Origin of the sequence: Algoriphagus persicinus (assembly GCF_035156415.1) — a bacterium.
Lineage (GTDB): Bacteria > Bacteroidota > Bacteroidia > Cytophagales > Cyclobacteriaceae > Algoriphagus > Algoriphagus persicinus.
The window spans coordinates 50,239-75,889 of the sequence record NZ_JAYEEY010000025.1 but is presented as its reverse complement, the minus strand read 5'-3'; the positions used below and the strand labels follow the sequence as shown (position 1 = coordinate 75,889).

The following is a 25,651-nucleotide window of genomic DNA, read 5'->3' as shown; positions in this document are numbered from 1 at the left end:
CTATTGCTAAAGAGTTAAACAGTAGTCAAAAAAATAGAGACCGATTTCAGGAAATCGGCCTCTATTGAATAAAAAAGGCTGTCTCCAATAATGAAAATCAATATGAGACAGCCACTTTTTTATTTCAGCACGTTTACCTATTCATCAATTCCTCTATCTCCTCTGCTTCAATCGGGATATTTCGCATGAGATCAAAATAACCTTTCCCTTCCTGAATCAAGATGTTATTTTCCAATCTGACCCCAAGTCCCTCTTCTTGAATATAGATCCCTGGCTCCACAGTAAACACCATGCCGGGCTTGATCGGTCCATGCATAGTACCTACATCATGCACATCCAGTCCCAAATGATGGGAAGTTCCATGCATAAAATACTTTTTGTAAGCTGGCAAATCTGGATCTTGATTTTTGATGTCTGTCTGATCTAGTAGTCCCAAGCCTACCAATTCACTTTGCATAATCAATCCAACTTCTTTGTGGTAATCTTGAATATTGCTTCCAATTCTTAAAATTTGAGAAGCCTCTTTTTGAACGCGTAAAACTGCGTCATAGACGGCTCTTTGTCTCTGCGTAAACCTACCACTCACAGGAATGGTACGGGTCATATCTGCATTGTAATTACCGTACTCCGCCCCCACATCCATTAGCAGCATTTCACCTGCCAGGCATTCCTTATGATTTTCGATATAATGCAGTACACAGGCAGATGCACCGGAAGCAATAATCGGCTCATAGGCAAATCCTTTACTGCGATTTTTCACAAACTCATGCAGGTATTCCGCTTCGATTTCATATTCAGTGACCCCTGGCTTTACAAAAGACAGAATTCTTCTAAAACCTTTCTCAGTAATATCACAGGCGAGCTGGATTTGGTCGATTTCCTCTTTTTCCTTCACTCCCCTGAGCTTNTACAAAAGACAGAATTCTTCTAAAACCTTTCTCAGTAATATCACAGGCGAGCTGGATTTGGTCGATTTCCTCTTTTTCCTTCACTCCCCTGAGCTTATGCATGATTGGAGCCGCCCGGTGATAATAATGAAGCGGGAATATTTCTTTACACTTTTTAATAAATCTGGCATCCTGAGTTTCCACTACGACCCCGGCTCTCAGATGCTCATTGGTATTCAGATAGATATTACAGCACAGTGCCATCACCGTATTGAATACTTGCTCAAAATTGGCTAGCCACTGGACATTTTTAATCCCAGAAGTAGCTTCGGCCTCCTCCTTGGTGTACTTATGCCCTTCCCAGATCGCTATGTGTTCGTTGGTTTCCCTTAGAAAAAGCACTTCGCGCATCTGAGGATTTGGACAATCCGGAGCAACTACTAGAATAGTCTCTTCTTGGTCAATTCCTGTGAGATAGAATAAATCATTATTTTGGCGAAAACGCATTGTTCCATCTGCATTGGTAGGCATGATGTCATTTGAATGGAAAATAGCTACGCTACTTTCAGCTAGTTTGTAGCAAAATTTCTCTCTATTCTTGATATAAAGTGAACTGGAAAGAGGTTGATATTTCATATGTTTATCATTGTTTTTCAAAGGTCATAACCTGTCCCGTGACGAAGGAAACGGGATAGCCTATCCAGTCCGCCGCGGCGGATCGGGAGAATCTCGCAAGTCTTTTAATCATCCCAGTGTGTGACTCTTGCGTCATGCTCGATTTCATGTTTTTTTCTGATTCTGAGCTGGAAAGTTACTAATTCTACCGCGGAAATCTGGCTAGAAATTCAACTGGAACTAATTTCCTGCTTTACTTTGTATATTGCCGAAAGGGTAAATGACAGCATGGAATTAAACATTAAAGAACTTAGTAACGGCATTCGGATTGTCCATCAGGAAGTTACCCATACCAGACTCGTTCACTGCGGGTTTATATTAGACATAGGAAGCAGAGACGAGACTAAAGAACAAGAGGGGCTGGCTCATTTTTGGGAGCATATGGCCTTCAAAGGCACTCAAAAGCGAAAAACCTTCCACATCCTGAACCGTCTGGAATCACTTGGCGGCGAACTCAACGCCTACACGACCAAAGAAAAAGTATGCTTTTATGCATCCACTTTAAAGGTGCATTATACTAAAGCTTCTGAATTGCTTTTCGACATCACGTTCAATAGCACTTTTCCTGAAAAACAGATCGAAAAAGAACGCCAAGTCATTTTGGAGGAAATGTCCATGTACCGAGATTCTCCGGAGGATGCCATTCAGGATGAGCTAGATGAACTGGTTTTTGATAATCATGCCTTAGGAAGAAATATTCTGGGTACGGAACATACCGTAGGGAGCTTTACACAACAAGATTTCTTCGACTTCATCTCAACCCGATTAGACACATCCCGACTCGTTTTTTCTGTGGTAGGTAATATTTCATTTCAGAAAGCATTACGAGGAATAGAAGGTCTATTGTCCCAAATCCAAACCAAAAGGAGTCTATACGTCAGGAGTGATTTCAACACGTACGTCCCAAAGATAAAAACCCAAGAACGGGACGTGAGCCAATCTCTTTGTGCAATAGGCCGCCCGGCTTTTTCCCTATATGATCCAAAGCGCTTCAAGCTATTTCTGCTAAACAACGTCCTGGGTGGCCCTAGCATGAATAGCAGGCTGAATTTGATGCTTAGAGAAAAACACGGCTATGTCTATAGCATAGAGTCCAGTTATCAGCCTTTTTCGGATATAGGCTTCTTTGGTATTTACTTTGGGACAGAAGGCAAAACGCTGAAAAAAGCTCAATCTCTGGTGCTCAAAGAGATGAGCAAAATGACTAGTTTAAAACTAGGAACACTCCAGCTTCACATGGCAAAAGAGCAAGCGATAGGTCAGATGGCAATGGCAGAAGAAAATTACTCAGCCTTAATGCTCGTGTATGGTAAAAGCTTAATCGACCATGGAAAGGTAGACCCTTTAGAAAACATCTTTAATCAGATCAGAAATACAACAGCAGAAGAAATTCAGGAAATCGCGCAGGAAATATTCAATCCTGACATGCTTACTTTCCTTACTTATACCCCTCAATAATCATGGAATTTATAGATCCTGCACTTTTAATTTATTGCGAAGATCACAGCAGCGAAGAGGATTATTTGCTTAAGAAAATAACACGGGAAACTCAGGCAAAAGTCATGATGCCCCGAATGATCTCCGGTCATTTGCAGGGAAAAATGCTGGAGCTTTTCACTAAGATGCAAAGACCCAAAACTATTTTGGAAATCGGTACCTATACGGGATACTCAGGAATCTGCCTGGCTAGAGGGCTGGGAAAAGACGGGAAGTTGATCACCTTGGACATCAATGATGAGTTGGAAACGATGGTACGAGGTTTTTTTGAAGAAAGTGGACTGGCTGATCAAATCGAATATAAACTCGGAAATGCACTAGAAATCATCCCAACTCTACCGGGGCCTTTCGACATGGTCTTTATTGACGCTGATAAAAGCAACTATTCTAACTACTATGACCTGATTATTGACAAGATGAATCCAGGAGGAATCATTCTAGCCGATAATGTGCTTTGGTCGGGGAAAATCTTGGTAGAAAAAGGAAAGAAAATAGACAAGGATACTCAGGCAATTTTGGACTTCAATACCATGATCCAAAACGATCCAAGAGTAGAAAATGCACTTCTTCCCATCCGTGATGGAGTCATGATAGCAAGAAAAATCTAAGGGAAACGAAAAGGGGAACCATTTTTGCTAAAATGAGGCCGAAACTACGATGAAAGCCTATTCCGAATGAAAACCTACAGTATCCCCTATCTCATTTTCATCCTCTCACTTTTTCACAGCCAAAACGTCCTGGCTCAAATTCCACAAGTTCCGGCTGAGTTGGAATTTGCAGACCTTATCGTAAGAATCAATCCTCAGGCACGTCGTGAAATCCAGCTGGACGTGGATGCCCAGTATCGAAACCCTTCCTATTTCAAAATAAAACAAGACCGGGTCAATCTATACATGCCCATCATCGAGCGGGAACTGAGAAATTCAGGCGTACCTGAAGATCTTAAGTACTTGGTCATCCAAGAAAGTGGGCTGATCGGAGATGCCGTTTCCACCTCCAATGCAGTGGGTTTTTGGCAATTTAAGCAAGGGACAGCCGAAGAGGTATTTCTACGAGTAGATGGCCAAATCGATGAGCGGAAAAACATCGTCTCTTCCACGAAGGGGGCTGCGCTCTATCTCCAAAAACACAATAATACTTTTGACAATTGGATGTGCGCCCTGGTATCCTACCAGATGGGTTTGGGTGGAGCCAAAGCCTATTTTGGCACACAGTATAACGGTAAGAGAATAGTAGATGTGGATAGAAACACGCATTGGTATTTCAAGAAATTCTTAGCTCATAAGATTGCATTTGGCAGTCAAACTTACACTCTTACCAGCAACAGCCAGTATATGGTAGAAGAACGTGTGCAGGGGCCTACTACGCTAGCAGCGCTAGCCAAGAAATATGGTGTAACCGAAAAGCATTTGGAAGAATATAATCTATGGACCCGAAATGGCAAAATCCCAGGAGACAGAGTTTATACAGTAGTCTATGTAAGGGATGGATCTCTTCCTATTCAGCCAGCAATCATCGCAGAATCGAAACCGAAAACTCAAAATGCAGGCTCTACTTCTACCTCTACCTCTCCAGCTTACAGGCAGGCAAATTCTTTCCCTAAAATTGCTGGAAATACCACGAAAGCTTCGCAGCCTGATCAGATCACTGTAAATAATTTGGATGGTGTGCAAGCGGCTCAATCCACCACACAAAGCACATTTTCAGATAGAGTGGGAATTAGAGAAAATAAACTAAGAAGACTAAATGATTTGGACAAAGGAGAGCGGATAGCAGCTGGTGATTATTATTATACCGAGAAAAAGAAAGCAAGTGCTGAAGTAGCCACCCACATCGTAAGACCGGGGGAAACACTCTGGAGCATCTCTCAGAAATACGGAATAAAGCTTTCTGCATTGAAGTCTAAAAATAGAATTAGAAAAGACAGTGATCTGAAAGCCGGAATGGTACTCAACCTACAAGAACATAGGAAACGTGGGGAGGATATTCCTATTGTAAGAACCACAAACCCATCACCAACAAAACAAGTAGTGGCGACAAGCAGTCCTTCCCCGGCAAACAATCAGCCCGTAATAAGTAATTCCACTCCAGCCAAAACCACATCTTCAGCTTCAAAAACAATACATACCGTTGGTAATGGAGACACGCTATTTGCCTTAAGCAAAAGATACGGAGTGACTGTCAACCAATTGAAAGATTGGAACAACATCGGAACTCAAAATATCATATCCATTGGACAGAAATTGGTTATCTTTCGCCCCTGATCTGCAATCCCCCAAGCTTTTTAAATGTCAAAATACCTCCTGATTTTTGGATTATTTCTACTGTGCCACAGCCATAGAATGCAGGCTCAGGACAGGCAGTACATCCCAGATACTGTCCTGATTAATGGTGATACTTTGCTGATGCTGGGTGACTCTCTCTTGATAGATGAACCGGTAAAAGAGATCTTTTGGAAAACAGGCGGAAACTATAACCTTAATATCCAACAAGTCACTTTATCTAACTGGGCTGCAGGCGGATCTAGTACTTTTGCCCTCAATTCTGGCTTGACACTTTTTGCCAATTACAAGAAAGACAATAAAGTGTGGGACACACAGCTTACCTTAAGTATGGGTTTCAACCGCCAAGAGGACAGATCCTACCAGAATCGAAAGACAAACGATAATTTCAATTTTGTGAGTAATTATGGTAGAGAACTCTCAGAGTTTCTCTACTTATCTACTCAATTGAATGCTAGAACTCAGCTCCTGGCAGGCTACAAATATTCCAGACCATCCGGAAGTGACCTAGAAGTACGTACCAAAATATCCGACTTACTCTCCCCTGGGTATGTTCAGTCTTCGACTGGTCTTAATTACCGGAAAACCCACAAAGACAAAAGTAAGATTTCGGTCATTCTTTCTCCTTTCACAGGTCGTTTCACCATTGTCCTAAATGACTCCCTAAGTAGAGCAGGGGCATTTGGTGTAATTCCCGGGGAAAATGTAAGAGCTGAGGCTGGGGTTTCGCTCGCAGCCTCCGTGACAGATATCCAACTGATGCAAAACATCACCTGGAAGTCTGACATTAACCTATTCTCTAACTATGAAGTATTTGGAAATATGGTCGTCAATTTCAATTCTGTAATCAGAATGAAAGTAAACAAATTCATATCCACCCGCATTGAAACGGTCCTCATCTACGATGAGGAGGTGTATATCAAACAAGATGATGGCACCTCCAGACAAGCCGTGCAATTGCAAAACCTGGTCAATTTTGGGATATCACTGGATTTTTAAAAGTCTGTCTCCAAGCCAAATCTCCGCTGAAACTCACCTAAAGCGGCATGCTTTTCCTTCAAAAAGTTAAACTTATCAGTACTAGTATAGAGCTTATTTCGTTCAGATTCCAATTCTTCTTTGAGCTCCACTTCAATCTTAAAGTGATTAACATTGCCTATTTCTCGGATGATTCTAATTAATTCAGGCTTCATTTTCAGTGCTAACTCTTCTTGCACATTTCCCATTACTTCCAGGGTTAGCGAATCCTTATTCATCTTCATGGACTGCCCGAGAATTGCCAATTCCATGCTTTTCCCAAGCTTTTGAAAGTGTTCTTTTACTTTTGAAAATACCTCGTCTACTATTTCCTGAGTAAGATCTCTTCCTTCTACTATTTCTTCAATTACTTCCTTGCTTACATTGGCTTTAGCATACTTAATTTCGTCCTGAGCCTTTTGATCAGCTATTTGCTTCGTATGATTTAGATTTTTTGGAATAGAAATAGTCTTTTGCAAGAGACTAGTCTTAGCAGTACCGGAAGATGTAGGCAGAGAAATAGGCTCTTTATCAGGCTCAGGCGCTAACTCTGTCAGGCTTTTTTTTTTGTGTCCTCTGCAGCCATCATAGACAGTCGGAAAGCTTGTGGAAGCTTAGCCATTTTCATCAATGCCAATTCCACATGCAAGCGCTGATTCTTGGAAGTCTTGTAATTGATATCGCATTGATTTGCAATATTCAGGGCAGAAAGTAAAAATGAAGCAGAGGCGGATTCTGTCTGTGCCAAATAACGCTCCTTGGCAGATTCTGACACTTCTATGAGCTCTACTGTCGCTGGATCTTTGGCAACCAAAATATCTCTGAAATGCTCGCAAAGCCCAACTATAAAATTATGCCCATCAAATCCTTTCTTGAGAATCTCATCGAAAATCAATAATACCTGGGAAAGATTCTCAGACACCAAGGCATCCAAGACTTTGAAATAATAATCGTAATCAAGAATATGGAGATTGCCAATTGTCTCATGATAAGTTACTTTTTTCCCTGCGGAATAAGTAACTATCAAATCAAACATCGATAAGGCATCCCGGAGTGCACCATCAGCTTTGGTGGCGATCAATCGAAGTGCCTCCTCCTCATAATCCACCGCTTCTTTCTCCGCGATATCCTTTAGATGTACCGCTATGTCCTTGATCTGAATTCGATTGAAATCAAAAATCTGGCAACGGGAAAGAATAGTAGGAATGATTTTGTGTTTCTCCGTAGTAGCCAAAATAAAAATGGCATACTTAGGTGGTTCCTCCAAGGTCTTCAAAAATGCATTGAAGGCTTGGTTGGACAGCATATGAACCTCATCAATGATATAGACTTTGTATTGCCCCTTTTGCGGAGCATAGCGTACTTGATCTACCAAGTTTCTGATATCATCCACGGAGTTGTTAGAGGCAGCATCGAGCTCGTAGATATTGAAAGAACTGTTATTTTGGAAAGAAACACAGGATTCACATGTGCCGCAAGCCTCGAAGTCAGCTTGGGGTGACTCGCAGTTGATCGTCTTCGCTAGGATACGCGCACAGGTGGTCTTACCCACACCACGTGGCCCACAAAACAAAAAAGCCTGTGCTAAATGATTGTTTTTTATGGCATTCTGAAGCGTGGTGGTGATATGCTGCTGTCCAACTACGCTTTTGAAATCTGCCGGTCTGTATTTTCTTGCCGAAACGACGAAATTTTCCATCACCGCAAGATATAAAAAACTCTATACTCAGGAAGCCCGACGAAAGGCATTTTCAGACAATTTTAGCTAATTATTTGATTTACAAACTTATGAAAATTCAAATTTTTAAGCACTTCCTCCAGATCAGAAAACTATTCGCTAACGGAACGAAAATTGTATTACTTTTGTCATCCTTATTCAAATGGGGCTGACCGGTTTTGACAGTAAGTGTAAAGATCGGGCTCGCATGCAGGCTGGAGTATGTACGGCCTTAAAAGATTCATACGCACTATAAATGGCGAAGATTCTTACGCTATGGCTGCCTAATCTTACCTTAACAGGAAAGAAAGCTTAAAGGGTTGAGTTGCGAGAGTAATTCCCCAGCCACATCCCTCCGCCCCCCGTCCTTTCGGGGTGGGTTTCGGGGTGTCGACTTGATCGGACTGCGGCTTGTGATGCTATTAAGCAGGTCTAAGACAAATAGCTAAGTCGAAACTAGGTGTGTCACCCAGCATATTTCGATCGAAAACCCAACAGGTGACTAAGCATGTAGAAGGTACGTTGTTTCCTTATCTGGACGCGAGTTCGAATCTCGCCAGCTCCACCTGACGGCACAAATCCGATTTTGAAGGATTTGTGCCTTTATTTTTTGAAGACAATCCGCTATTTATCAGGTAGATAAGCTTAACAAATTTGTTAACTTCAGGGGTTCGAACTTTTTCGTCCTGAAAAGTTATTTTTTTTAAAAAAGTCGAACTCAGTATAATTTTCTTCTCCTCGACACTCGCATTTTCATATAACTCACCAAGCCTACCCATCACCATCAAACCCCTGTCTATCATTGCCTTAAAGTCTTTTTTAGGGGTTAGCTTCAATGCCGAAATCTGGTTTTCACTGCTGTCAATGTCGCTTTGGCACTCTCTTTTTATTGAATTGAAATCTTCTGCATCAATCTTATCCTCCACAAGAAGATTCCTCGCTTTTTTTAATTTGCTGTTGGACTTCTCAATCTTCGCCATCAAGCCATCACGATTCTGATTGTTTTGGTTAAGCTTAATATTTAGCAACTCGGTGATTTCGTCCTTAATAAAAGAAACCATCTCTGGTCTTAAGGTGAAATCATTTAATAATTGTGAAATACTATTGTTTGCAATTTCAGCGCGGATCCTGAATTTACATGGAGACTTACAATGATAATAATAATGGTACTTTCCTGTTTTACTCCTGCTTCCACTGCCTGAGATATTTTTATTACAGTTAGGACAAGAAAGAAATCCCCTAAGTGGAAGACGATCATTAAGCAAAGGTTTGGACTTCCTAATCTTTGAACTTTTTTTACCATCTAAAACATCCTGTACTTTTAAAAAAGTTGGTAGAGCTATAATTCCGTCATGTTGACCTTCTACATAATGTGCATCCTCATCTTTAAATGCAGCGACAAAAATTTTCCCTATGTAGTGTCTGCTTCTGAGCATTCTCCAGAAGTTAGGTTTGCTCATCCGAAACCCTTTCTCCTTCATGTGCCTAAAAACATATTCTACGGAAAAGTCACCTGTAGACACTAAATCAAATGCTTCTCGAATTAATGCAACTTCCTTTTCAACAACATCAATGAATTTAGTACCGTCTTCTCTTGCTTTATTTTTGTATCCATAGGGTGCTTTCTTTAGATATCTTCCTTCTTTAGTCGCTCTCCTAATCCCATAAAAAATATTTAGGGCTCTTCTATCATTCTCTACTTCAGGCGTGGCCAAATATATAGCCAACATTATTTTGGATTCAGGAATCGCCATATCCAAAGGTTGCTCTATGGCCTGGGGCTCAATATTACTCACCTTCAGCAGATTGATCATCGAATAAGCATCTCCAGCATTTCTACTGAATCTATCCCATTTAGTAAAAAGTACCAGGCCCTTTTTTCTACCTCTACTATTCTTAATTCGACTTAGGTATTTTTGCCATTCTGGACGATCAAATGTTTTTGCACTGTGATCTTCATAAATAACATGCCTCACATTATAGCAATTTTGTTCACAATGTCTTGTAAGAACTTCGAATTGAGACCTTTGGGAATAGCCTTTGTCCGCCTGTTCGTCTGTACTCACACGAATATATAAATCAACCTCCACTTTATTTAACTATTTGATTTACAGCTAATTTACAAAATTTATTAATTATTTCGTAGACTTTCTCCACGTCATTTTGTGTTAATTCTATGTCTCCGGATTCAAGACATTTTCTTAACTGATCTAACCTCTTAAATCTTGTGAATTCTTTTGTCTTCATAAGTATGAAGAAACTAGCAACATAAAGAATTATCTCACACTGAAATCAGAAGTTGTAACTCTTACAATCAGTTCAAATAATAAAAAGGAAGCCTAGAGCTCCCCTTCATCTGCAAAGGAATAGTATCCGTCTACAGTTACGATCAAATGGTCTAAAACCGGCAGATCCAAAGCCCTTCCTATTTCCACCAATCTTCTGGTCATTCTTTTATCTTGTTCAGATGGAAGTAGATTGCCACTCGGATGGTTATGTGAAATCACTATCGACTGGGCGGCCCCCTTTAGTGCCGTGGCAAAAACCAGTTTGGCATCTACCACTGTACCGGCAGTTCCACCTTTGGAAACCGTACAAATTCCAAGTACCCTATTGGCTCTGTTTAATAGCATCACCTGAAAATGTTCAGCCAGTTCCAGGGTATCTTTATCCCAAAAATTATACAGGACTTCATACACCTGTCTGGAGCAACCCACTTTTGGACGTTGGCTTGATTTTACTTTTGGATGGTATCCCAAGGTAATTTCTGCTACCTGGTGAAGATTGTTTACTTGATTTACAGCTTCCATAATGCATTCATTTAAGTTAGAAATTATTTAGGATGCCGTATTCAGGTGCTGCGGGAGTAAGGAAGCAGGAAACGGAATAAATAGCGCAGCGGCTTTATGCCGTAGTCTGCTGCTCGCCCCGACCGGAGCGCCTATCTTTGTACCGAAATAATAAGAACTAAAAACTCAACCCATTACAGGGAGTTGAATAGCCGTTTTTAGATTAAGTAACTAATAGCTTACCAGAAATAGCTTTTTCCAGCTACTGGAAAGGTAATTGATGGATTTCAGGCGATAAAAAAATCCGGCAGGTCAAGCGACCCACCAGATTCAAATCAATTATATCCTAGTATTTCTGCCCCATCAGCCGAAACAGTCTGACACAGGTCAAATGCTTTCTGCCCTTTGGTTTGGGCTGTCCCTCCGAAGAGGATGGACTTCATTTTCTCCTCTTCTGTTTTGTAGTTTTTGACATTCTGAAAGTATCCCGTCACTGCATTATAAGCACCGAAAAGCGTTCCCTCTGTGGTCGGCAGCAGTTGGGCATCACTCATCATGGCGTAGCAGAAAGCCTGTTCTGCCTGATTTTTGAAATTGGTACTCAATTCATCGTATGCACCGAGCTTTACTTTTTGCGCTGTTTCGGGATTGGGTGCCAGCGCCAGTTCAATCAGTTTTTTTACCTCCTTATCAGAAATCCTGATTTTAGACCAACGGTTGAATATTGTCTCTGCAATTTCTGTAGATCTGGAAACAATCCCCATGAGGTGGTGCGCCTGCTTCAGTCGTTCCTTGGCTCCTGCCGTATGCCTGATTCTCACCACGTTGGATAATTTACCCATGGCCGCATTCAGTGTATTCTGGCAGACCACGCGGACGGGGGTAAATGCTGCGGTTATGCTTCCTGTACCATCGTGTGAGGTGGAAAGAAAAATATATTGGTCTATCCGGTCATCATTGCCTACGGTGATCCCTTCTGCCAGTTTGGCGGTAATGAATATCCGCTCCCCGTTACCCAAGGCTCCTGCGGTTTCATAGTTTATCACTTTTCCGTCTGCTACAATGGCATCAAAAAAAGCAAAAGCATCTGTATTCTGAATGATTTTGTATTCTTTCCCCACGACTCCGAGCGGAATATTGAGATCAGTCCGTAGCGTTACAAAATGCGCAGGAACAGGAATTTCCCCAAGAGGCTCCAAGTCTCCAGAATCCGAAACCTGTAATCCCTCGGGTTTGGTGAAAATCGGAGATTTGATCACCTGATAATCCAGCCCCGCAAAACGGAGTGCCTCTGCACTGCTTGGATAGTCGGCCACCACCTGACCGAGGTTGTGCCAAGCTGCTTGTTTGACAGAAAAGAAGGCATGTTTTCCTGTGCGTTCGTTGAAATGAATGTTGTGTCCCATGATGTTTGTGTTTTAGGGTTGAACTTAGATTCAATTCCTCTTTGCCCTTAAATCTGCGAGATGCTGCAAAACATTTTTTTAAAAGAAAAAACGGCAAAAAAGAAAGCACGAAAGACAGGGGCGGTACATGGGACATAAAGGAAACGGAATAAAAAGCGCAGCGAAGCCAGCGGCTTTATGCCGTCCCTTTTGTCCCCCTTTTGTAAAAGTTAAACTATACCGCCCCTATATTCGCTGCGCTTTTCTGCCGTTGATTTTAAAAAATAACAGTGGAATAGCCCTCCCCACTTCACAAAGCTCACTATCAGTTTCAGGAACGAAAACAGTTTAAGTCAATGATTTCAATCCATACAAAAGGCAACTCAATTGATTGAGTTTTCCAAACATTTACCAACACAAAACCCGGCCATAAAGCCGGGCTTTGTTTTGATTCAAACTTGTTTAAAAGAAAGTTAGACCTTCGCTCCCCTTATTTTAGTTTGACCATTACTTTGCCTTTTGGTTTCAACAGTCTCCTGTTTTTGGCTTTTATTCAGGTCATCATTTTTCAGTCGCTTTCCAGTAGTATCATAGACATTCAATGTTTTGTATTTCGGATTGGCTTCCAGTAGGAATTTCCCATCCCTACCCTCCAACCCCACCTGATGTATGTTTCCTTTTTTCAAGCTATAATGTAGCAAATCCCGTTGATCCACTCCCTGCATGTCTGTCAAAAGCAATTTTTCCACCGCATCCTCCAGTTTAAACCCATAATTCTGGTGATATTGGGTTACCGGATGCTGTCCCTTCTCGTCCTTACTCCCCAAATCCAACTGAAGCCATGCATTGTATCGTTCTCCTTCTTTGTTGAACATACTCTTAAAAACTGCTCTTCCTTCCAATAGATTGAAGGCTTCTTTGGCTGAAACCCCCTGGTTGTGGTAAAATCGCTGGGACTGCTCTTTTCCTTCAGGTGTACTTAATTTGGCATCAAAGCCATTATAATAATACCTGCCCTCATCCGACTTTCTAAAATGTAAGCCGTACTCGAGTTTTTTATCCCCGAGTTCCTTGGTCATGTTCAGTTCAAAATCGCTTTTCTTGGCCTTGATCTGTTTTTCCAGTTCTTTGTTCAGTGTCTCTCCGAATCCTGAGTATTTCAGCCGCTCCTGCAGTTCCTGTATGTTTTCCTTTATCGTCATGATTGGGTTATTTTTGGTTTGAAATTATAATGGGATTAACCTGAAGCAGCTTCTTTCCTGAGAGCGCCACGACCGGATTGCGGTCTCCGTTGCTTTCAAAAATCTGAATGGAAAGTATCTTTGCATCAGAGATGGTAAAACGGGGAAATGCAAAGACAGCCAACCCTGCGGACTTACCGTCAACACCTTGAAATGGACTGAATGATATCGGTTCCATGGTTAGTTCTCTGATCGCAGTGCGTTTCGTCTGCTTTTTGTCCTGAACAGTGAATAGCCATTTTTTTGGCAGATAGTCCACCCAGCTTTCGTTCTCAACTGCCAGTTGAAGGAAGAGCACTCCGTCCTTCTCAACTATTTCTCCCAGTCCCAACCGGATCATACCCCTCTTTTTCCCCCAGAATAATCTATCGGGAGTCCGCTGAGACAAGTCATTGATCACAGCAGAAATATCAGCCGCATTCATAGCCGATCCTTCCAACAGGGCTTTAGCATATTCGACTTCCTGTTGCTTTCCGATATCAATGGGTCTGGCATCCGGATGTTCTGTGAAGCCCACCGTAAAAGGATAGAGCTTTCCTTCTGTCGTTATCACATACATACTCGTGGAAGCAAAATGTCTTACTCCAGCTTTCAGCTTCAGCACGTTGGGAGCAGCTTTATCCTTTTCAGACAGCACAGCCGGACTTCCAAAATCTGCACTGACCACTTCATAAGGAAAAACCAGCACGGTGGTTTTGTCCCATCCGATCTGAATCGGATACGTTTCCTTCTGTGCCTCATGAACTAGTTGGGCACAGCAAATCCGGGATAGCGCAAACGCTATCAATAGCATTGAAATTCTCATCATGTATGGTTTTTTAGTGGATAATCAATTACCGGAAAGATCCGTCAAGAGAATCGGGTGGCCTGCTTTGACGGTTACTTTAACCAATTTTGCTTTTTTGGACAGGATGCCTTTTACTGTTTCCATCCCGGCCATGGAAGCCTGCGCCTCCCAGGAGGATGACATGCCCATCATATTCATAGACTGGATCCCATCACCTGCTCCCTGCTTGACTGCATCGCGTGTGATGGCATTGGGAATCTTTATTCCGGGGAGTGCATCCAGATCCACCACGTTTAGATTGACCGGAATGATCAGATTACCGGAACGGATGCGTTGGACTTCTATATTCAGCCGTTCACCGTTAAGGGTACAGACTCCTGTTATAGAAGTCCCTGCTAAAAATTCCACCCCATCAATAAATACGGACTGGGTAAGTTCCATTTCGATGGAAGCACCCGTTACCACTTCCTGATCTTTGGTCACCTGCGCAGAAATAGCAGGCCGAATGGTAGCAAAGGATTGCTGCTTATCGGTATCCAGTGAATAGAACCCGTTTCGTTCTCTTTGCGGATAGGCAGGTTCATCAAAATACTCCGCTTGAGGATCATCCCGATCCAAACTGACAGAAAAAACAGCTTCCCCTTCCAGTTCATTTGTCTGTGACATGCGTTCATGAACCCGTTGTGGATGCTGCACATCAAGCAATTTATCCAGCATGGAATCAATCCTCTCCATTTCAGGGTCTTCCATTTCAGGCTCGATAACAGATGCCATTAGGACTTCCAGCCTTTGCAGCTCAGGATCGCCAGAAGCACCCCCCTGCCCTGGTTCTTCGGATTCAACTGAGACAATTTCTTGCCCGACAGGTTCCTGCTGTATATCCGGTTGGTTTAGTAGTTTTTCCAGGGTAAACAATTTTTCCTGCACCTCGTTTTCCGTTTCCTGAAGTGTACTTTCCTGTCCTGTGGGTGCAGTAAAACGATGTGAAGCATCCTCTTTCTCTGTTAAACTATCTGCAAATGGATCCATCCTCCTTTGCTCCCGAACCTGCGAAGCCCTTTTTTCCGCCTGTTCATATGATTCCAGTTTGTTCAACGCATGCGATTCAACTTGGGCTTCCGGTAGCGTCATGTTCAATCCTTTCTGCTGTTTGTCTATACTGGTTGGATCGCCCGTACCTCCTCCCATGGCCCAGAAGGCAAGGCAAAGGAATGGGAGGGTAAGGATGGGAAGTGCAAGCAAAAATTTGCGTTCTTTTTTCTGTTTTTCAGTTAGCTGTTGCATGTTATGGATTGGTTATTGGTTTGTGGAGCAGTGAGTCATAATAAATCATCGGAGGTTCCCATGCTGGGATACGCAGGGAAGTGGTATTTTCTGTGGGTATTCCCAGAATCAAACTACCCCCTAGCATCGCAATAGAAATCAGTATAAAAGCAAGTATCAATTGCTTTTTAGCATGCTCCGAGAGCCGATTGACCTTATTGGAAAGCAGAGAAGCATATTTTTCGAGAAAGGCACTTTCCTGAATTGCAGCGGAAACAGTAATCCCCAGTATTCTCATCGTTTCTGCACTGTTATCGTTTCGTTGGAAAGGGTTTCCCAGTTTTCAATCAGAAACCCGTGGGGATTCTGATCCGTCCGGTCAATGTGTCGCAGCCTTCCTTTGGTGATCAGACTTCTGATTACCACCGAAGTAGGCCGGATGATCTTTTGCTTTCCATAAAACCTGAAATTAAAAGGATAAGAATCCATCGAGATGTTCACACTGTCCGTCTCCACGGTCTGATTCATATTGGCTGATACGATTTCTGTGTAATAGCCCCTTTCCCGCAGGTTGTCATAGACTTTCTTGGCAGAACCATCCGCCAGATACAGGCTCTTGGACACTTGCTCCCGGATGAAGTTTTCGTCCGGACTCAGGGAGAAGAAATAATGATGGAACATGGTCACGTGATCCCTTGCCTCTACCGGTATGTTTTCTTTTTTCGTAGCTGAAAAAGCTTCCAGCGCTTTTCCTTCAGCCAGGATATAGATCCGCTCTTGTGCGGCCTGGGTTGCCTGTATTGCCTTCATTCCCAGGTATCCTGACAGGCACAGTGAACCCAGGGTAACTGCAAAGGATAGGTATTTGACATGATGGAAAGCGGTATCCAAATTTTTTAAATTTTGAAACATAGGAGCTTATTTGATGACTTGTTGAATAACCCGGGTTCCACCCAACGCCCCGGACTTGGCTGCACTTGTGGCAGAATTAAGCAAACTGTCCCTACCACCAGGCTGTACAATAAATCCCGCCACATTGGGCACCGTCATATAACCTATAATAGCGATGACCATGAAGACCAGATAGCCTACTGAAGCCGTAAAATCCCCATCCAGTACCATCATGTTGAGTTGGATTTTTGCGATGATGGCACCAAAGATATTGGCAACCGGAAGCCACATAGAAATATTGATGTAGCGGGCAAACCAAGCCGCCATTGTATGCTGAAATCCGTCAAAGACAGACAGACCAAAGACGAGCGGACCAAGAATGGAAAGCACTATCAGCTGAAAGGTGCGGATGGTGTTAACACAGAGAGCAGCAGCAAAAAACAACATCTGCAAGAATTCAGAAATCAGCTTGCTGACAATAGCTTTCAGATTGAACACGAAAACCTCGTTTGCTATCCGCTCAAACACGCCCATATCTTTAAGGTTTTCAGGGTATTTCTGCTCTCCGCTTTCGCTGATAGGATTGATATAGGGTTCAAGCTGCTCAGCTTCCATTTCATAGATGTGATTGGCAATAGCTAAGTTGGTTCCTTCCACCATTTGTGAGGTAGCTCTGATGATTGGGTTCATGGTTCCGTTCATTACCGCCAATACCTGCGGAAAAAGCATAATTGCTATACCTATTGCAAAAGGGCGAAGTAATGGATACATATCAATAGGTTCCGAGCGTGCGATATGACCCCACACCCGCATGCTGATATACCAGATGGCTGCAAATCCTGCCACCGCTCTTGCGAAGGTGATTAGCCCATTGGCCAGCGGAATCATTTCATCGTAGAGTTGATCCAATACCTCATGAAGTCCTTCGACACTTCCGGAAATAGTCTGTGCATGGGCAGATCCTGTGAGTAGGAATACTATTCCCACCAGCAAAATGGCTAGTTTTTTCATTTGTTTATTCCGTTTAATTCCAGGATGGACTTACGTTCATTCCTCATTCTATTTCGTTGATTACCAAGTGAATTAATCTCACTGTTTATTTCCCGTAGAGAGATCAACAGACCAGACATTTCTCCATGCAGGCGATCAATGGCTTCCAATCTTTCGAAGTCTGACATTCGCAGCTCCCCTGCCGTGAGAATCAGTACCAGCTCATCGAGGTTACGTAGGGAAACTTTAAACAGTCCTTCATACATTTCAACCAGAAATGAGAGCTCCGCTGCAGAAAAAGAATCCCCATCCTTAACCTTATTATAAGTGGATTTATATTCGCTTAGAATCCGCTGCTGGTAGTGGATGATTTCGGCTATCCGATAATATTTTCTGACTTCAGGACTCACCTTAAGGAGTTCATTCAAAAATGCCTCGTGGAGCTTGAAATTTCCTTCGGCTATACCCTTTACCCTAGAATACCCCTTCTCCAGAACGACATACCCGTTATACATATGATCCAGAATTTCCTTCATCTGCATCAGCTTCTCGTAATTCAGAATAAGCTGTGTAGCCTCATGAGTCTGGCTTTGCCCGGGACAGGGTTGCAGCAAAGCAAGCAGAATCATCCCGAGCCAAATAAGTTGTTTGATTTTACCTGACATCATAGAAACTGTTAAGCTGTTGTTGTTGGATTTCTTTCCTTTTCCTGTGCATTTCCAATGATCGGATTCGCTCATTGTAGGCCTTCAAGGCTTGAAAAAGCTGCTGAATCCCGACGTAAAATCCATCTATCGCAGCCAGTCGCTCTCCATCATCCATTTCATAGCTATCGGAAGTCAGTAATTCCCTGAGTTCACTCATGACAAAACCTGACTCCTCTTCAATTTCCCAATTGAATCTGTTGACAGCCAAAATTTCCCGGTCTTCCAGCATCGTTTGATCAATCATATAATAATCCATCCAATCCACCTCCCTGTTAATCTGCTGATATACTTTCAGTATTTCCAGCGCAATTGGATAATCCCGGACTACGGGATGGACAGCAGTCAAGGATCCGAAGTAATTTTTGTGAAGCGAGAATTCACCGTCTTGGATGTCTCCGACCAGACTCCATCCTACCCTAGCTACTTCATATCCTTTTTTTGCCACCTCCAAATAGGCAGAGAGTGCAACGATCTGATTGAGTTTGTAGCTGGTCTGCAGCTTTTTCTGCTTAGTCCACTCCGCCATGGTTTGTGCCTTCGAGCATAGCCCGAAACACATCATTACCAGTAGGAGAATTACCCTGCTTACTCTCCAGGAATAGTTACTGTCCATCCAAATCATAGTTCTGTTTTAGGTTGTTGAGCGGCAGTAATTCACGGGAATGGATCAGGCGCATATTCCGTGAATTCAGCGATCTTAAATCCACTAGATTTTTGCGGATTCTGTCCTCTGCCAGATGAAGGGATGCCAATCGATCTGCATCATTCATCTGGGTAGTATATGAAGTCATCACCCCTGACAAATGGCTGAGATTCTGCAGCGACTCCTCAAGGATTTGTTGATATACCCCACTGATCACCTTCTTTTCTTCCCATGCCAATACAGCAGAAGTGTTGATCACTCCCCAGGTATTTTGATATTCCCTGACCAGCTGTTTTTGCATAGCGGCAATATCCCGCACCCGCTGAAACTGTGTTATGATCCGCTTGACTTTCCATAGTTCCACAAAGAGCTCTTCGTATTGCTTTCGCTGGTTTTCAGTCCACTCCGAGATCTCTTCGAGTTTTAGCTTGCTCAGTTTATTCTCCAAAACTTTCTGGGCATTCTGAAGCCAGATGGTTTGGTTCTGCAAGCGCTGGATTTTTAGATCAATCGCCTGGATGACTTTTTTAACGGCTGCCTTGATTACCTCAATAATCACAGTGATGGGAATAGCGTTAGCCGGTTGGCTAGGCAGTACCGTAAAACCAACAGCCAGCGGAATACTCATGGCAAGAATTCTTTTTTTGAGTTTCATGATTGCTGGTTTTTGAGTTCTTCGGCCAGGATCTGTATGGCTTTTTTCCGGTTCCCGTATTTTAGGGTGTATTCTTCCACCTTCATTTTTTCCCGCTCCTCGGTCGTATAAGTGAGGTATTCTTCCCGGCTCACTTCCACACGGTATACCTTTTTGTAGATGCTGATGTACACTTCCTTGTAATTCCTGCCCGGCTCTTTGGCTTTATTCATCGATAGAATAATTGCCTTCTCCTGATCGGTGAGTCCCAACAACTCCTGTATGTCTTTAAACTTGTTTTGGTACTTGCTCTGATCCAGCAGGATCTTGACATCCGCGTTGTTGATGATCGCATTTTTGATGATCGGGCTGGAGATGATGTCTTCCACTTCCTGGGTCACCACGATGGCTTCGCCAAAGAATTTTCTGACCGTCTTAAAGAGGTACTTGATGTACTCTGCCATCCCTTCTTTTGCTATGGCTTTCCAGGCCTCTTCGATCAGGATGATCTTTCTTACACCTTTTAACTTGCGCATTTTGGAAATAAATATCTCCATGATCATCAGAGTCACTACCGGAAACAGAATGGGATGATCCTTGATGTTATCCAGTTCAAAGACAATAAAGCGCTGCTGCAGCAAATCAAGATTTTCCCGGGCATTCAGCAGGTAATCAAATTCCCCTCCACGGTAGTATGGACGGAGCACATACATAAAATTGTCCACATCGAAGTCATGCTCTCTTACTCCATCCCGCTTTAAAACATCCCTAAATTCATTGTTCAGAAAATCATAAAAGGTGTCAAAGCAGGGGAAGATCTCCGGGTTCTTTTCCAAGAGCCCAAAATACCCGGACAACGCATTTGAAATTGCCACATACTCTGAGCGCTTGAATACCTCATCCTCTTTTTTCCACAACGCGATGAGCAGGGTTTTCAGACTTTCCTTTTTTTCGGTTTCCGGCCGTTTTCTTCCTTCCACATGAAAGGGGTTAAAACGGATCGGATTGTCCTGTTCGTAGGTAAAATAATATCCCCCAACCAGCTCACAGAGTCCATGGTACGAATGACCCACATCGACTAATACCACATGTGTACCCTGTTCATAGTAAGACCGCATCAGGTGATTGGTCAGAAAAGATTTGCCAGAGCCGGAGGGTCCCAACACAAACTTGTTTCTGTTCGTGATCAGGCCCTGCTTCATCGGTTCATCTGAAATATCCACATGGACAGGATATCCGGTAATTCTGTCGCCTAAGCGGATTCCAATGGGACTGGTCGACGTTCTGTAATGTGTTTCTGTATTAAAAAAACAGGTCGCTTGCCCGACGAACGTATCGAAGGTTTCATTCACCGGAAAAGCAGCTTCATTTCCCGGAAGGCCTGCCCAGAAAATCTGCGGAGCACCAACGGTTTCCTGTTTGGGCACCACATTCATTTTGGCCAATGCACCGGCTGCCAGGTTTCTCAGCGTCCCTACATCTTCGGATCTATCTGTCCAGCACATCACATTAAAATGTGCCTTAACCGCCTTTCTTCCTGTGGAAATAGCCTCGTTTAGAAATTCGGCTGTAGCATCCCGTGCAATGGCATTCTCTCTGGAATAGTTGGCCAGAGACTCAAGCCGTTGCCTCTTGGATTCCAGCTCTTTCAACTTCTTTTGGTGATCTTCAACAAACAGGAACTGGTTATAGATATGATTACAGGGAAGCAGGGCACAGACAGGCGTGGAAAAACCGATTGGAAATTCCGTCTGATCGGTTCCGTAGGGTTCATAACTTCTATGGGGACTGACCGTGGAAGGCAGATTCTCCACCTCCCCCAGACTATAGAGCTGTACATACTTGCTTCCTATTTTCCACTCCGGTTTAAACTGAATATCCTGAAGCATACCCACCTCACCAAGATTCAGGTATTCCTCCAAAACACCTGACTTCAACGGGGTTCCCGACAGTTGCTCCGCATTCAGCCTCCTCAGTGAAATCCCGGCATCGCCAAGAATCTGAGCAAGTTGGCCGAGTACATTCTGGAACTCTTCCATTGCATTGCCTTCCAGGATTTCTATCGGAACGAGTGTTTTTCTCAGCAAATTGGAAACAGCCGAACTGCCCAGTTTACTGCTTTTGGGTCTTTTGGTGACAAATAGTCGGCAACGGTGATCCAGATGGGGACGCCCGGCAAAGAAGCGCTCACTTGAAATGGAATGAAAAGAATGATTTTCGCCTTCAAACTTTCCCCGATAACATCCGTCAACAAACCAATCCTGCTTGTGCAGCACCGTATTTCCGGGCAGTACACCAACTGCTTTATTCCAGGCCTGATGGACAGCTTCGAACCCCGCAGAACTAAGCGAAAATAGTTCAGGCAGGTCAATTTCAAAGGCTGCGGTCATATCCCCCACCCGGGAAAGGATCAGCTCATGCTCCACTTTGTATAGTGGAAATAGTTGCTCAAGTTCCATGATCAGCTTTTTATCAGGTTACAGAAGATTTTTCTGCTTCTGATTATCACACTGTCTGGCACCTGATTTTGGGCCATTTTCTTCATCAGGCCGTGCTCACCATAGGTAGCACTCAGGTGGAACACCAGCACAAAATCCGCAGTTGCCAGCACTACAGCCACTGTCAGGCACAGGTACATGGACATCCCTATGACATAGCCGATTGCGAATGCAATCAGTGTAAGACCCAATCCGGCCGCCAGATATCCGATATACTGCGCTTTCAGCCCCTTAAACTCCATGGGCTTGTTGATACCTCTATTGACACTGTACTTGATCATGTTATAGATTAACTAAGGTTCAGAATAGGATAGAGTGGATAATCGTTATGTTCTCAAGCCATACCCAACGGTTGATTCTGAAGGCAGCTATTGAGATTTCCGCAGCGGTATTTTCTGTGGATCTTGTCGATGTTGTTTTAGATTGTTTACAACAAACTCCGGCAGTCCTGATTTGTCCATTGGGGTAACCTTTGACTTGAGTCCTTTTCCATAGGGGTGCATTTTGAGAAAATACTCATCCCCCAAACCGTATTTTCTGGCCATGCCTACCGGATCCAGTCCCATTTCATCCGGGATCTCCACCAAGACAGCATTCTTCGGTAGGTTTACCATTTCCGAAGAAGCATGCAGAATGGATCGGCTTTCACGGTCATAGAAAAAAAGGTAATGCTGGCCGTCCGTTGCAGTCACCATTTCATCGAGTGAAAGCTTTTTGGTGGGAAACTCCACGTTTCGGAGTTCATTGAGCCGCAGATCAACTGTATATGAGTGTCCTGCAATGTCTATTTCCGGAAGTATCCCTATTTTTCGCTGTTTGAGCAGATCCATATCCTGAATATTTTCAGACGCCAAAGAAACTCTGAAGTACAGTGGCTACCACGACCAGAAACACGCAGGAACCAAACCATGCGGCAGCTACTTTTCCTGTATCCGGTTCCCCGTTATTCCATTTGTTGAAAACCTTGACTGCGCCAATGAGTCCAACAATGGCACCTATTGCATACATCAACCCAGTACCCGACTGAAAGTATCCCCGTACCTGCTGCGTGGCCTCGTTGATGCCCGCATTTCCGTCCTGGGCTTTCACCACTCCCGCAAGTAGCAAGAAGTATATAGCACTAATCCATTTAGTAATCCCTTTCATCGAATGTGAGTTTAGTTGGTTTGAATGATCAGTTTGGTAAGGTGTTGAACAGGACCAGTAGATCCTCTTCTTCAAGATCTACCTGTCCGGCCTTGACGGCAAGCAGCAGGTGGTTCAACAGTATTTTGCGTGCCGAATTAGAATCAGGCAATCCATAGCGACCTACTTTTTGCCGTAGGAGTTGAATCACTTCGGCTTTTTTCCCTGCATTGGCCATGAGTTCACTGTCTATTTCAGCCAGCAATGCCGATAAATTATCCAAGGAAGTGTTTCCTTCATTCGTATTCTTGCTTAGCATTCCCGCCAGTCCCACTCTTTTTCCTTTTAGCAGTAAACTGGAAACATCAGGTCGGAAGTAGCGGATAACTACAACCCCATAATAGCAGGTCAGAACAATTCCAAGCAGCTTAAGAAAGACTCCCCATGAAACATTTTCGAGCATAACTGTGTGATTTTGTGGTTACAAACCTGAGGCAGAATCTGCTGATAACCTCACACTGAACTCCGAAGGGGGAGTAAAAAAATCAGCTATCCCCTTTACTGTTTAAGTCGGTATTGTCCATCCAGTTCTCCAGTTTTTCCTTCAGCCGATCCAAGAAAGTGGTACGGCTGTTTTTGCGGATGCGGATCTCCTGAAAGGTTCTATAAAACTGGGAGAGATCTTGCTGGAAAGCCCGTTCCAGATGAGTGGCGATATCCCGGATGGAGGAGTTGCCGTTATTAATGGCTCCGGATGCTTTTAGGGCATAGGCAAGTTCGACCAATGCTGCTTTAGTAGCAGTCCATTTAACAGAATGGCTCTCCTTTTCTGTCCTGTTTTTCAGGTTGCTGATTTCCTTTTCCAGAAATCCATGCAGTTCATCGTAAGCCCGGAATTTTGCAAAGACCTTTCCTGCAGGAACCGAATGTAGATCGCCTAGTGGCAAAAGCTGTGTAATAAAAAAAGGAGTGCTTGGATCAGTTTGGGTAAACAGCTCACCATCATAATCTGATCTTCCCAGCAGGTAGTATTCATAGAGCAGTTGATACCGCTTCTGATAAAGACGGATTTGTAAAAACTGCTTTTCCAGATACCGGATTGTATCCCGTCTTCTTTGTGGGATAGTAGAAAGAATAAAATAAAGCTCCCCGAAATAAATGAGTTCGGCTTCAAAGCCAGGTCTGATTTTTTTAAAGAACTCCATCTCCATTTCCGGTGTATCAAACGTATCGGGTGGCTTCACTTGTGCACAATAGTTATTGACCAGAATAAACGATTTCTCCATCGTCGCCAGTCTGTTGGATGAGGATGCGGCAATAGACGCAATATCCTCCTTCATCTTTAAAAAAAGAGGACTGAAATTTTCACTATAGATCATGATTAGACAATTTTAGTGGAGACGGATCCCCTTTTAAATCATAAGCCCGCGGGCTTATGATTTAAAAGGCCTTGGTACCAGAGAGGTACTGAACAAACTTAGTTTCAAGAATACAAAAAAGTAAAAAATTCCTGCCCATAAAACCTGAAACAGGTGAATATCAGGATGAAACGGCATCACATCATGTTGAACCTAAAACGAACATCAACATATAACTATCTAATGCTGCGATATTTCAAACAGCAAGGTCCAAAAGAACGTCTAGACAATAATAAATGATGCATCCTAACCGGACATATCCCAAAATAATCAAAGAGTTTATTAACTTATAAACTAGTGTTTTCGCTTTTGGAAGCCTTAGCTAGTGTTTATTCGGTCTGCCACGGGCCACAACTTTGTTGATTTTGGCTAAAAAAAATCTACCCGTACAATACAACGACCAGGTACTGCGAATTCTGCTTTGCGTAATCGCCGGATTTCTTGTGGCCATGTATGGTATGGGGGCACGTTATCTGAATTCACTGAACGGAACATCTTTTTATGTCAAGCTGTTGGCGGCCTTCTTAATCGCAGGTTTCTTTATTGAGTTTGTCCATTCGGTGACTGTTCAGTTGGACAAGGTCTATGACTGGAAGGAAAAGCCATTTATCCGCCTAGCCTTGCAGTTTCTGTTAGGCATGTTACTTCCAGGCATCATTGATTACTTATTTCTTTCCATCTATCAATGGTATTTTGGACTGACCGTTGCCCCTGAAAACCCAAGCTCCAACAGTTCCTTCCCCATGATGGCTTTACCGGTTTTCCTATTCAATATCTACTACCTTTTCTACTACCATATCCTGAGAAAACAGGAAAAAACTACCCCATCAAAGTCCAACAAGGAAATTATTTTAGTTCAGCAAGGGACCAAGACAATACCGCTTCAACTACAGGAAATACGGTTCATTTATCATCAAGACAGAATAAACTACCTGGTCACCACCACCGAAACCACCTACTTTTTAAATGAAACACTTGACGAACTTGAGCGAAAGCTACCCTCTCAGGACTTTTTCAGAGTAAACAGAAAGATGATTATCCATTACCGCGCCTGCATCCATTTCAAGTCAAACGGTCATGGAAAACTGTTGCTCCAGCTGACTCCCATATTCAAAGAAGAAGTGGTAGTCAGCCAATCCAAAGCAGGAAAATTCAAAGAATGGATTAATAGGTGACTGATTGAAGTCAGGTTCTATTTTTCATGT

At 43.1% G+C, this 25,651-nt stretch carries 26 protein-coding genes, 1 other RNA gene and 1 pseudogene; 6 read left to right on the top strand and 22 right to left on the bottom strand.

Features of this window, described 5'->3' with window-relative positions; all coding sequences use genetic code 11:
- Positions 1-133: 133 nt before the first annotated feature.
- Together U3A58_RS17565 and U3A58_RS17560 are read right to left on the bottom strand one after the other, a co-directional pair.
- Positions 134-1,523, bottom strand: a pseudogene (locus U3A58_RS17565) (aminopeptidase P family protein).
- Positions 1,524-1,530: 7 nt separating this feature from the next.
- A complete protein-coding gene (locus tag U3A58_RS17560; protein WP_323825665.1) occupies positions 1,531-1,671 on the bottom strand; it encodes a hypothetical protein in 141 nt (46 codons plus the stop codon).
- Between the two features lie 119 nt (positions 1,672-1,790).
- Here U3A58_RS17560 and U3A58_RS17555 point away from each other — a divergent pair, with 119 nt between their 5' ends.
- The 4 genes from U3A58_RS17555 to U3A58_RS17540 all read left to right on the top strand — a co-directional run bounded on the left by U3A58_RS17555 (position 1,791) and on the right by U3A58_RS17540 (position 6,340).
- Entirely contained in the window at positions 1,791-3,020 is a 1,230-nt protein-coding gene (locus U3A58_RS17555; protein ID WP_323825663.1) for a M16 family metallopeptidase, read from the top strand.
- Positions 3,021-3,022: 2 nt separating this feature from the next.
- Positions 3,023-3,667: an O-methyltransferase gene (locus U3A58_RS17550; RefSeq protein ID WP_323825661.1), complete on the top strand. Its 645-nt coding sequence runs from the start codon at positions 3,023-3,025 to the stop codon at positions 3,665-3,667.
- Positions 3,668-3,733: 66 nt separating this feature from the next.
- Entirely contained in the window at positions 3,734-5,323 is a 1,590-nt protein-coding gene (locus U3A58_RS17545) for a lytic transglycosylase domain-containing protein (protein ID WP_323825658.1), read from the top strand.
- A 24-nt stretch (positions 5,324-5,347) separates the two neighbouring features.
- The gene (locus U3A58_RS17540; RefSeq protein ID WP_323825656.1) at positions 5,348-6,340 is read left to right on the top strand and encodes a DUF3078 domain-containing protein; all 993 of its coding nucleotides are present in this window, start codon (positions 5,348-5,350) and stop codon (positions 6,338-6,340) included.
- On the opposite strand, the gene U3A58_RS17535 is transcribed toward U3A58_RS17540, so the two are convergent.
- Positions 6,337-6,837 carry a hypothetical protein gene (locus U3A58_RS17535; protein WP_323825654.1) on the bottom strand — a complete coding sequence of 167 codons (501 nt, stop codon included), beginning with the start codon at positions 6,835-6,837 and terminating at the stop codon, positions 6,337-6,339. The genes U3A58_RS17540 and U3A58_RS17535 overlap by 4 nt on opposite strands.
- A 74-nt stretch (positions 6,838-6,911) precedes the next feature.
- Positions 6,912-8,057: a DNA polymerase III subunit gamma/tau gene (locus U3A58_RS17530; protein WP_323825652.1), complete on the bottom strand. Its 1,146-nt coding sequence runs from the start codon at positions 8,055-8,057 to the stop codon at positions 6,912-6,914.
- A gap of 183 nt (positions 8,058-8,240) precedes the next feature.
- Here U3A58_RS17530 and ssrA point away from each other — a divergent pair.
- Positions 8,241-8,643, top strand: a transfer-messenger RNA (tmRNA) gene (gene ssrA, locus U3A58_RS17525).
- On the opposite strand, the gene U3A58_RS17520 is transcribed toward ssrA, so the two are convergent.
- The 18 genes from U3A58_RS17520 to U3A58_RS17435 form a co-directional block, all read right to left on the bottom strand.
- Positions 8,606-10,141, bottom strand: coding sequence for a recombinase family protein (locus U3A58_RS17520; RefSeq protein ID WP_323825650.1), 1,536 nt, complete (start codon positions 10,139-10,141; stop codon positions 8,606-8,608). The genes ssrA and U3A58_RS17520 overlap by 38 nt on opposite strands.
- 273 nt (positions 10,142-10,414) lie before the next feature.
- On the bottom strand, positions 10,415-10,885 hold the full coding sequence (locus U3A58_RS17515) for a JAB domain-containing protein (RefSeq protein WP_323825648.1): 471 nt from the start codon (positions 10,883-10,885) through the stop codon (positions 10,415-10,417).
- 314 nt (positions 10,886-11,199) lie between these two features.
- The gene (locus U3A58_RS17510) at positions 11,200-12,270 is read right to left on the bottom strand and encodes a DUF932 domain-containing protein (RefSeq protein ID WP_323825646.1); all 1,071 of its coding nucleotides are present in this window, start codon (positions 12,268-12,270) and stop codon (positions 11,200-11,202) included.
- Between the two features lie 452 nt (positions 12,271-12,722).
- Positions 12,723-13,451 carry a hypothetical protein gene (locus tag U3A58_RS17505; protein WP_323825644.1) on the bottom strand — a complete coding sequence of 243 codons (729 nt, stop codon included), beginning with the start codon at positions 13,449-13,451 and terminating at the stop codon, positions 12,723-12,725.
- 7 nt (positions 13,452-13,458) lie between these two features.
- The gene (locus U3A58_RS17500; protein ID WP_323825642.1) at positions 13,459-14,298 is read right to left on the bottom strand and encodes a DUF4138 domain-containing protein; all 840 of its coding nucleotides are present in this window, start codon (positions 14,296-14,298) and stop codon (positions 13,459-13,461) included.
- Positions 14,299-14,319: 21 nt separating this feature from the next.
- The gene (gene traM / locus U3A58_RS17495; RefSeq protein ID WP_323825640.1) at positions 14,320-15,561 is read right to left on the bottom strand and encodes a conjugative transposon protein TraM; all 1,242 of its coding nucleotides are present in this window, start codon (positions 15,559-15,561) and stop codon (positions 14,320-14,322) included.
- Between the two features lies 1 nt (position 15,562).
- Positions 15,563-15,838 (bottom strand): hypothetical protein, encoded by a 276-nt coding sequence (locus U3A58_RS17490; protein WP_323825639.1) that lies wholly within the window; start codon positions 15,836-15,838, stop codon positions 15,563-15,565.
- Positions 15,835-16,452 carry a conjugative transposon protein TraK gene (gene traK, locus U3A58_RS17485; RefSeq protein ID WP_323825637.1) on the bottom strand — a complete coding sequence of 206 codons (618 nt, stop codon included), beginning with the start codon at positions 16,450-16,452 and terminating at the stop codon, positions 15,835-15,837. The genes U3A58_RS17490 and traK overlap by 4 nt, the downstream gene beginning before the upstream one ends.
- A gap of 6 nt (positions 16,453-16,458) precedes the next feature.
- The gene (gene traJ / locus U3A58_RS17480) at positions 16,459-17,442 is read right to left on the bottom strand and encodes a conjugative transposon protein TraJ (RefSeq protein ID WP_323825635.1); all 984 of its coding nucleotides are present in this window, start codon (positions 17,440-17,442) and stop codon (positions 16,459-16,461) included.
- The gene (locus U3A58_RS17475) at positions 17,439-18,161 is read right to left on the bottom strand and encodes a TerB family tellurite resistance protein (RefSeq protein ID WP_323825633.1); all 723 of its coding nucleotides are present in this window, start codon (positions 18,159-18,161) and stop codon (positions 17,439-17,441) included. The genes traJ and U3A58_RS17475 overlap by 4 nt, the downstream gene beginning before the upstream one ends.
- The gene (locus U3A58_RS17470; RefSeq protein ID WP_323825631.1) at positions 18,076-18,741 is read right to left on the bottom strand and encodes a hypothetical protein; all 666 of its coding nucleotides are present in this window, start codon (positions 18,739-18,741) and stop codon (positions 18,076-18,078) included. Before U3A58_RS17470 ends, U3A58_RS17475 begins: the two co-directional genes overlap by 86 nt.
- Positions 18,731-19,426, bottom strand: a complete 696-nt coding sequence (locus U3A58_RS17465) for a conjugal transfer protein TraI (protein ID WP_323825629.1) — start codon at positions 19,424-19,426, stop codon at positions 18,731-18,733. The genes U3A58_RS17470 and U3A58_RS17465 overlap by 11 nt, the downstream gene beginning before the upstream one ends.
- Entirely contained in the window at positions 19,423-21,864 is a 2,442-nt protein-coding gene (locus U3A58_RS17460) for a TraG family conjugative transposon ATPase (protein ID WP_323825628.1), read from the bottom strand. Before U3A58_RS17460 ends, U3A58_RS17465 begins: the two co-directional genes overlap by 4 nt.
- 2 nt (positions 21,865-21,866) lie before the next feature.
- Complete coding sequence (locus tag U3A58_RS17455; RefSeq protein ID WP_323825626.1) at positions 21,867-22,184, bottom strand: DUF4133 domain-containing protein; 318 nt, start codon at positions 22,182-22,184, stop codon at positions 21,867-21,869.
- Positions 22,185-22,271: 87 nt separating this feature from the next.
- Positions 22,272-22,733 (bottom strand): hypothetical protein, encoded by a 462-nt coding sequence (locus tag U3A58_RS17450; RefSeq protein ID WP_323825624.1) that lies wholly within the window; start codon positions 22,731-22,733, stop codon positions 22,272-22,274.
- A 13-nt stretch (positions 22,734-22,746) separates the two neighbouring features.
- Positions 22,747-23,049 (bottom strand): DUF4134 domain-containing protein, encoded by a 303-nt coding sequence (locus U3A58_RS17445; protein WP_323825622.1) that lies wholly within the window; start codon positions 23,047-23,049, stop codon positions 22,747-22,749.
- A 28-nt stretch (positions 23,050-23,077) separates the two neighbouring features.
- Positions 23,078-23,491 carry a hypothetical protein gene (locus tag U3A58_RS17440; RefSeq protein ID WP_323825620.1) on the bottom strand — a complete coding sequence of 138 codons (414 nt, stop codon included), beginning with the start codon at positions 23,489-23,491 and terminating at the stop codon, positions 23,078-23,080.
- 82 nt (positions 23,492-23,573) lie between these two features.
- Complete coding sequence (locus U3A58_RS17435; protein ID WP_323825618.1) at positions 23,574-24,407, bottom strand: RteC domain-containing protein; 834 nt, start codon at positions 24,405-24,407, stop codon at positions 23,574-23,576.
- A 404-nt stretch (positions 24,408-24,811) separates the two neighbouring features.
- Between U3A58_RS17435 and U3A58_RS17430 the strand changes: the two genes are divergently transcribed.
- Entirely contained in the window at positions 24,812-25,621 is an 810-nt protein-coding gene (locus U3A58_RS17430) for a LytR/AlgR family response regulator transcription factor (RefSeq protein WP_323825616.1), read from the top strand.
- The last annotated feature ends 30 nt before the right edge of the window (positions 25,622-25,651 follow it).

What these genes read in the sequence shown, in the direction of transcription:
- U3A58_RS17560 (WP_323825665.1), bottom strand. Translation starts at nt 1,671, where the DNA reads ATGAAATCGAGCATGACGCAAGAGTCACACACTGGGATGATTAAAAGA.
- U3A58_RS17555 (WP_323825663.1), top strand. Translation starts at nt 1,791, where the DNA reads ATGGAATTAAACATTAAAGAACTTAGTAACGGCATTCGGATTGTCCAT.
- U3A58_RS17475 (WP_323825633.1), bottom strand. Translation starts at nt 18,161, where the DNA reads ATGAGCGAATCCGATCATTGGAAATGCACAGGAAAAGGAAAGAAATCC.
- U3A58_RS17510 (WP_323825646.1), bottom strand. Translation starts at nt 12,270, where the DNA reads ATGGGACACAACATTCATTTCAACGAACGCACAGGAAAACATGCCTTC.
- U3A58_RS17515 (WP_323825648.1), bottom strand. Translation starts at nt 10,885, where the DNA reads ATGGAAGCTGTAAATCAAGTAAACAATCTTCACCAGGTAGCAGAAATT.
- U3A58_RS17530 (WP_323825652.1), bottom strand. Translation starts at nt 8,057, where the DNA reads ATGGAAAATTTCGTCGTTTCGGCAAGAAAATACAGACCGGCAGATTTC.
- U3A58_RS17455 (WP_323825626.1), bottom strand. Translation starts at nt 22,184, where the DNA reads ATGATCAAGTACAGTGTCAATAGAGGTATCAACAAGCCCATGGAGTTT.
- U3A58_RS17445 (WP_323825622.1), bottom strand. Translation starts at nt 23,049, where the DNA reads ATGAAAGGGATTACTAAATGGATTAGTGCTATATACTTCTTGCTACTT.
- U3A58_RS17505 (WP_323825644.1), bottom strand. Translation starts at nt 13,451, where the DNA reads ATGACGATAAAGGAAAACATACAGGAACTGCAGGAGCGGCTGAAATAC.
- U3A58_RS17500 (WP_323825642.1), bottom strand. Translation starts at nt 14,298, where the DNA reads ATGATGAGAATTTCAATGCTATTGATAGCGTTTGCGCTATCCCGGATT.
- U3A58_RS17465 (WP_323825629.1), bottom strand. Translation starts at nt 19,426, where the DNA reads ATGAAACTCAAAAAAAGAATTCTTGCCATGAGTATTCCGCTGGCTGTT.
- U3A58_RS17490 (WP_323825639.1), bottom strand. Translation starts at nt 15,838, where the DNA reads ATGAGAATACTGGGGATTACTGTTTCCGCTGCAATTCAGGAAAGTGCC.
- U3A58_RS17450 (WP_323825624.1), bottom strand. Translation starts at nt 22,733, where the DNA reads ATGGATCTGCTCAAACAGCGAAAAATAGGGATACTTCCGGAAATAGAC.
- U3A58_RS17540 (WP_323825656.1), top strand. Translation starts at nt 5,348, where the DNA reads ATGTCAAAATACCTCCTGATTTTTGGATTATTTCTACTGTGCCACAGC.
- U3A58_RS17460 (WP_323825628.1), bottom strand. Translation starts at nt 21,864, where the DNA reads ATGGAACTTGAGCAACTATTTCCACTATACAAAGTGGAGCATGAGCTG.
- traK (WP_323825637.1), bottom strand. Translation starts at nt 16,452, where the DNA reads ATGTTTCAAAATTTAAAAAATTTGGATACCGCTTTCCATCATGTCAAA.
- traM (WP_323825640.1), bottom strand. Translation starts at nt 15,561, where the DNA reads ATGCAACAGCTAACTGAAAAACAGAAAAAAGAACGCAAATTTTTGCTT.
- U3A58_RS17470 (WP_323825631.1), bottom strand. Translation starts at nt 18,741, where the DNA reads ATGGACAGTAACTATTCCTGGAGAGTAAGCAGGGTAATTCTCCTACTG.
- U3A58_RS17440 (WP_323825620.1), bottom strand. Translation starts at nt 23,491, where the DNA reads ATGCTCGAAAATGTTTCATGGGGAGTCTTTCTTAAGCTGCTTGGAATT.
- U3A58_RS17435 (WP_323825618.1), bottom strand. Translation starts at nt 24,407, where the DNA reads ATGATCTATAGTGAAAATTTCAGTCCTCTTTTTTTAAAGATGAAGGAG.
- traJ (WP_323825635.1), bottom strand. Translation starts at nt 17,442, where the DNA reads ATGAAAAAACTAGCCATTTTGCTGGTGGGAATAGTATTCCTACTCACA.
- U3A58_RS17550 (WP_323825661.1), top strand. Translation starts at nt 3,023, where the DNA reads ATGGAATTTATAGATCCTGCACTTTTAATTTATTGCGAAGATCACAGC.
- U3A58_RS17545 (WP_323825658.1), top strand. Translation starts at nt 3,734, where the DNA reads ATGAAAACCTACAGTATCCCCTATCTCATTTTCATCCTCTCACTTTTT.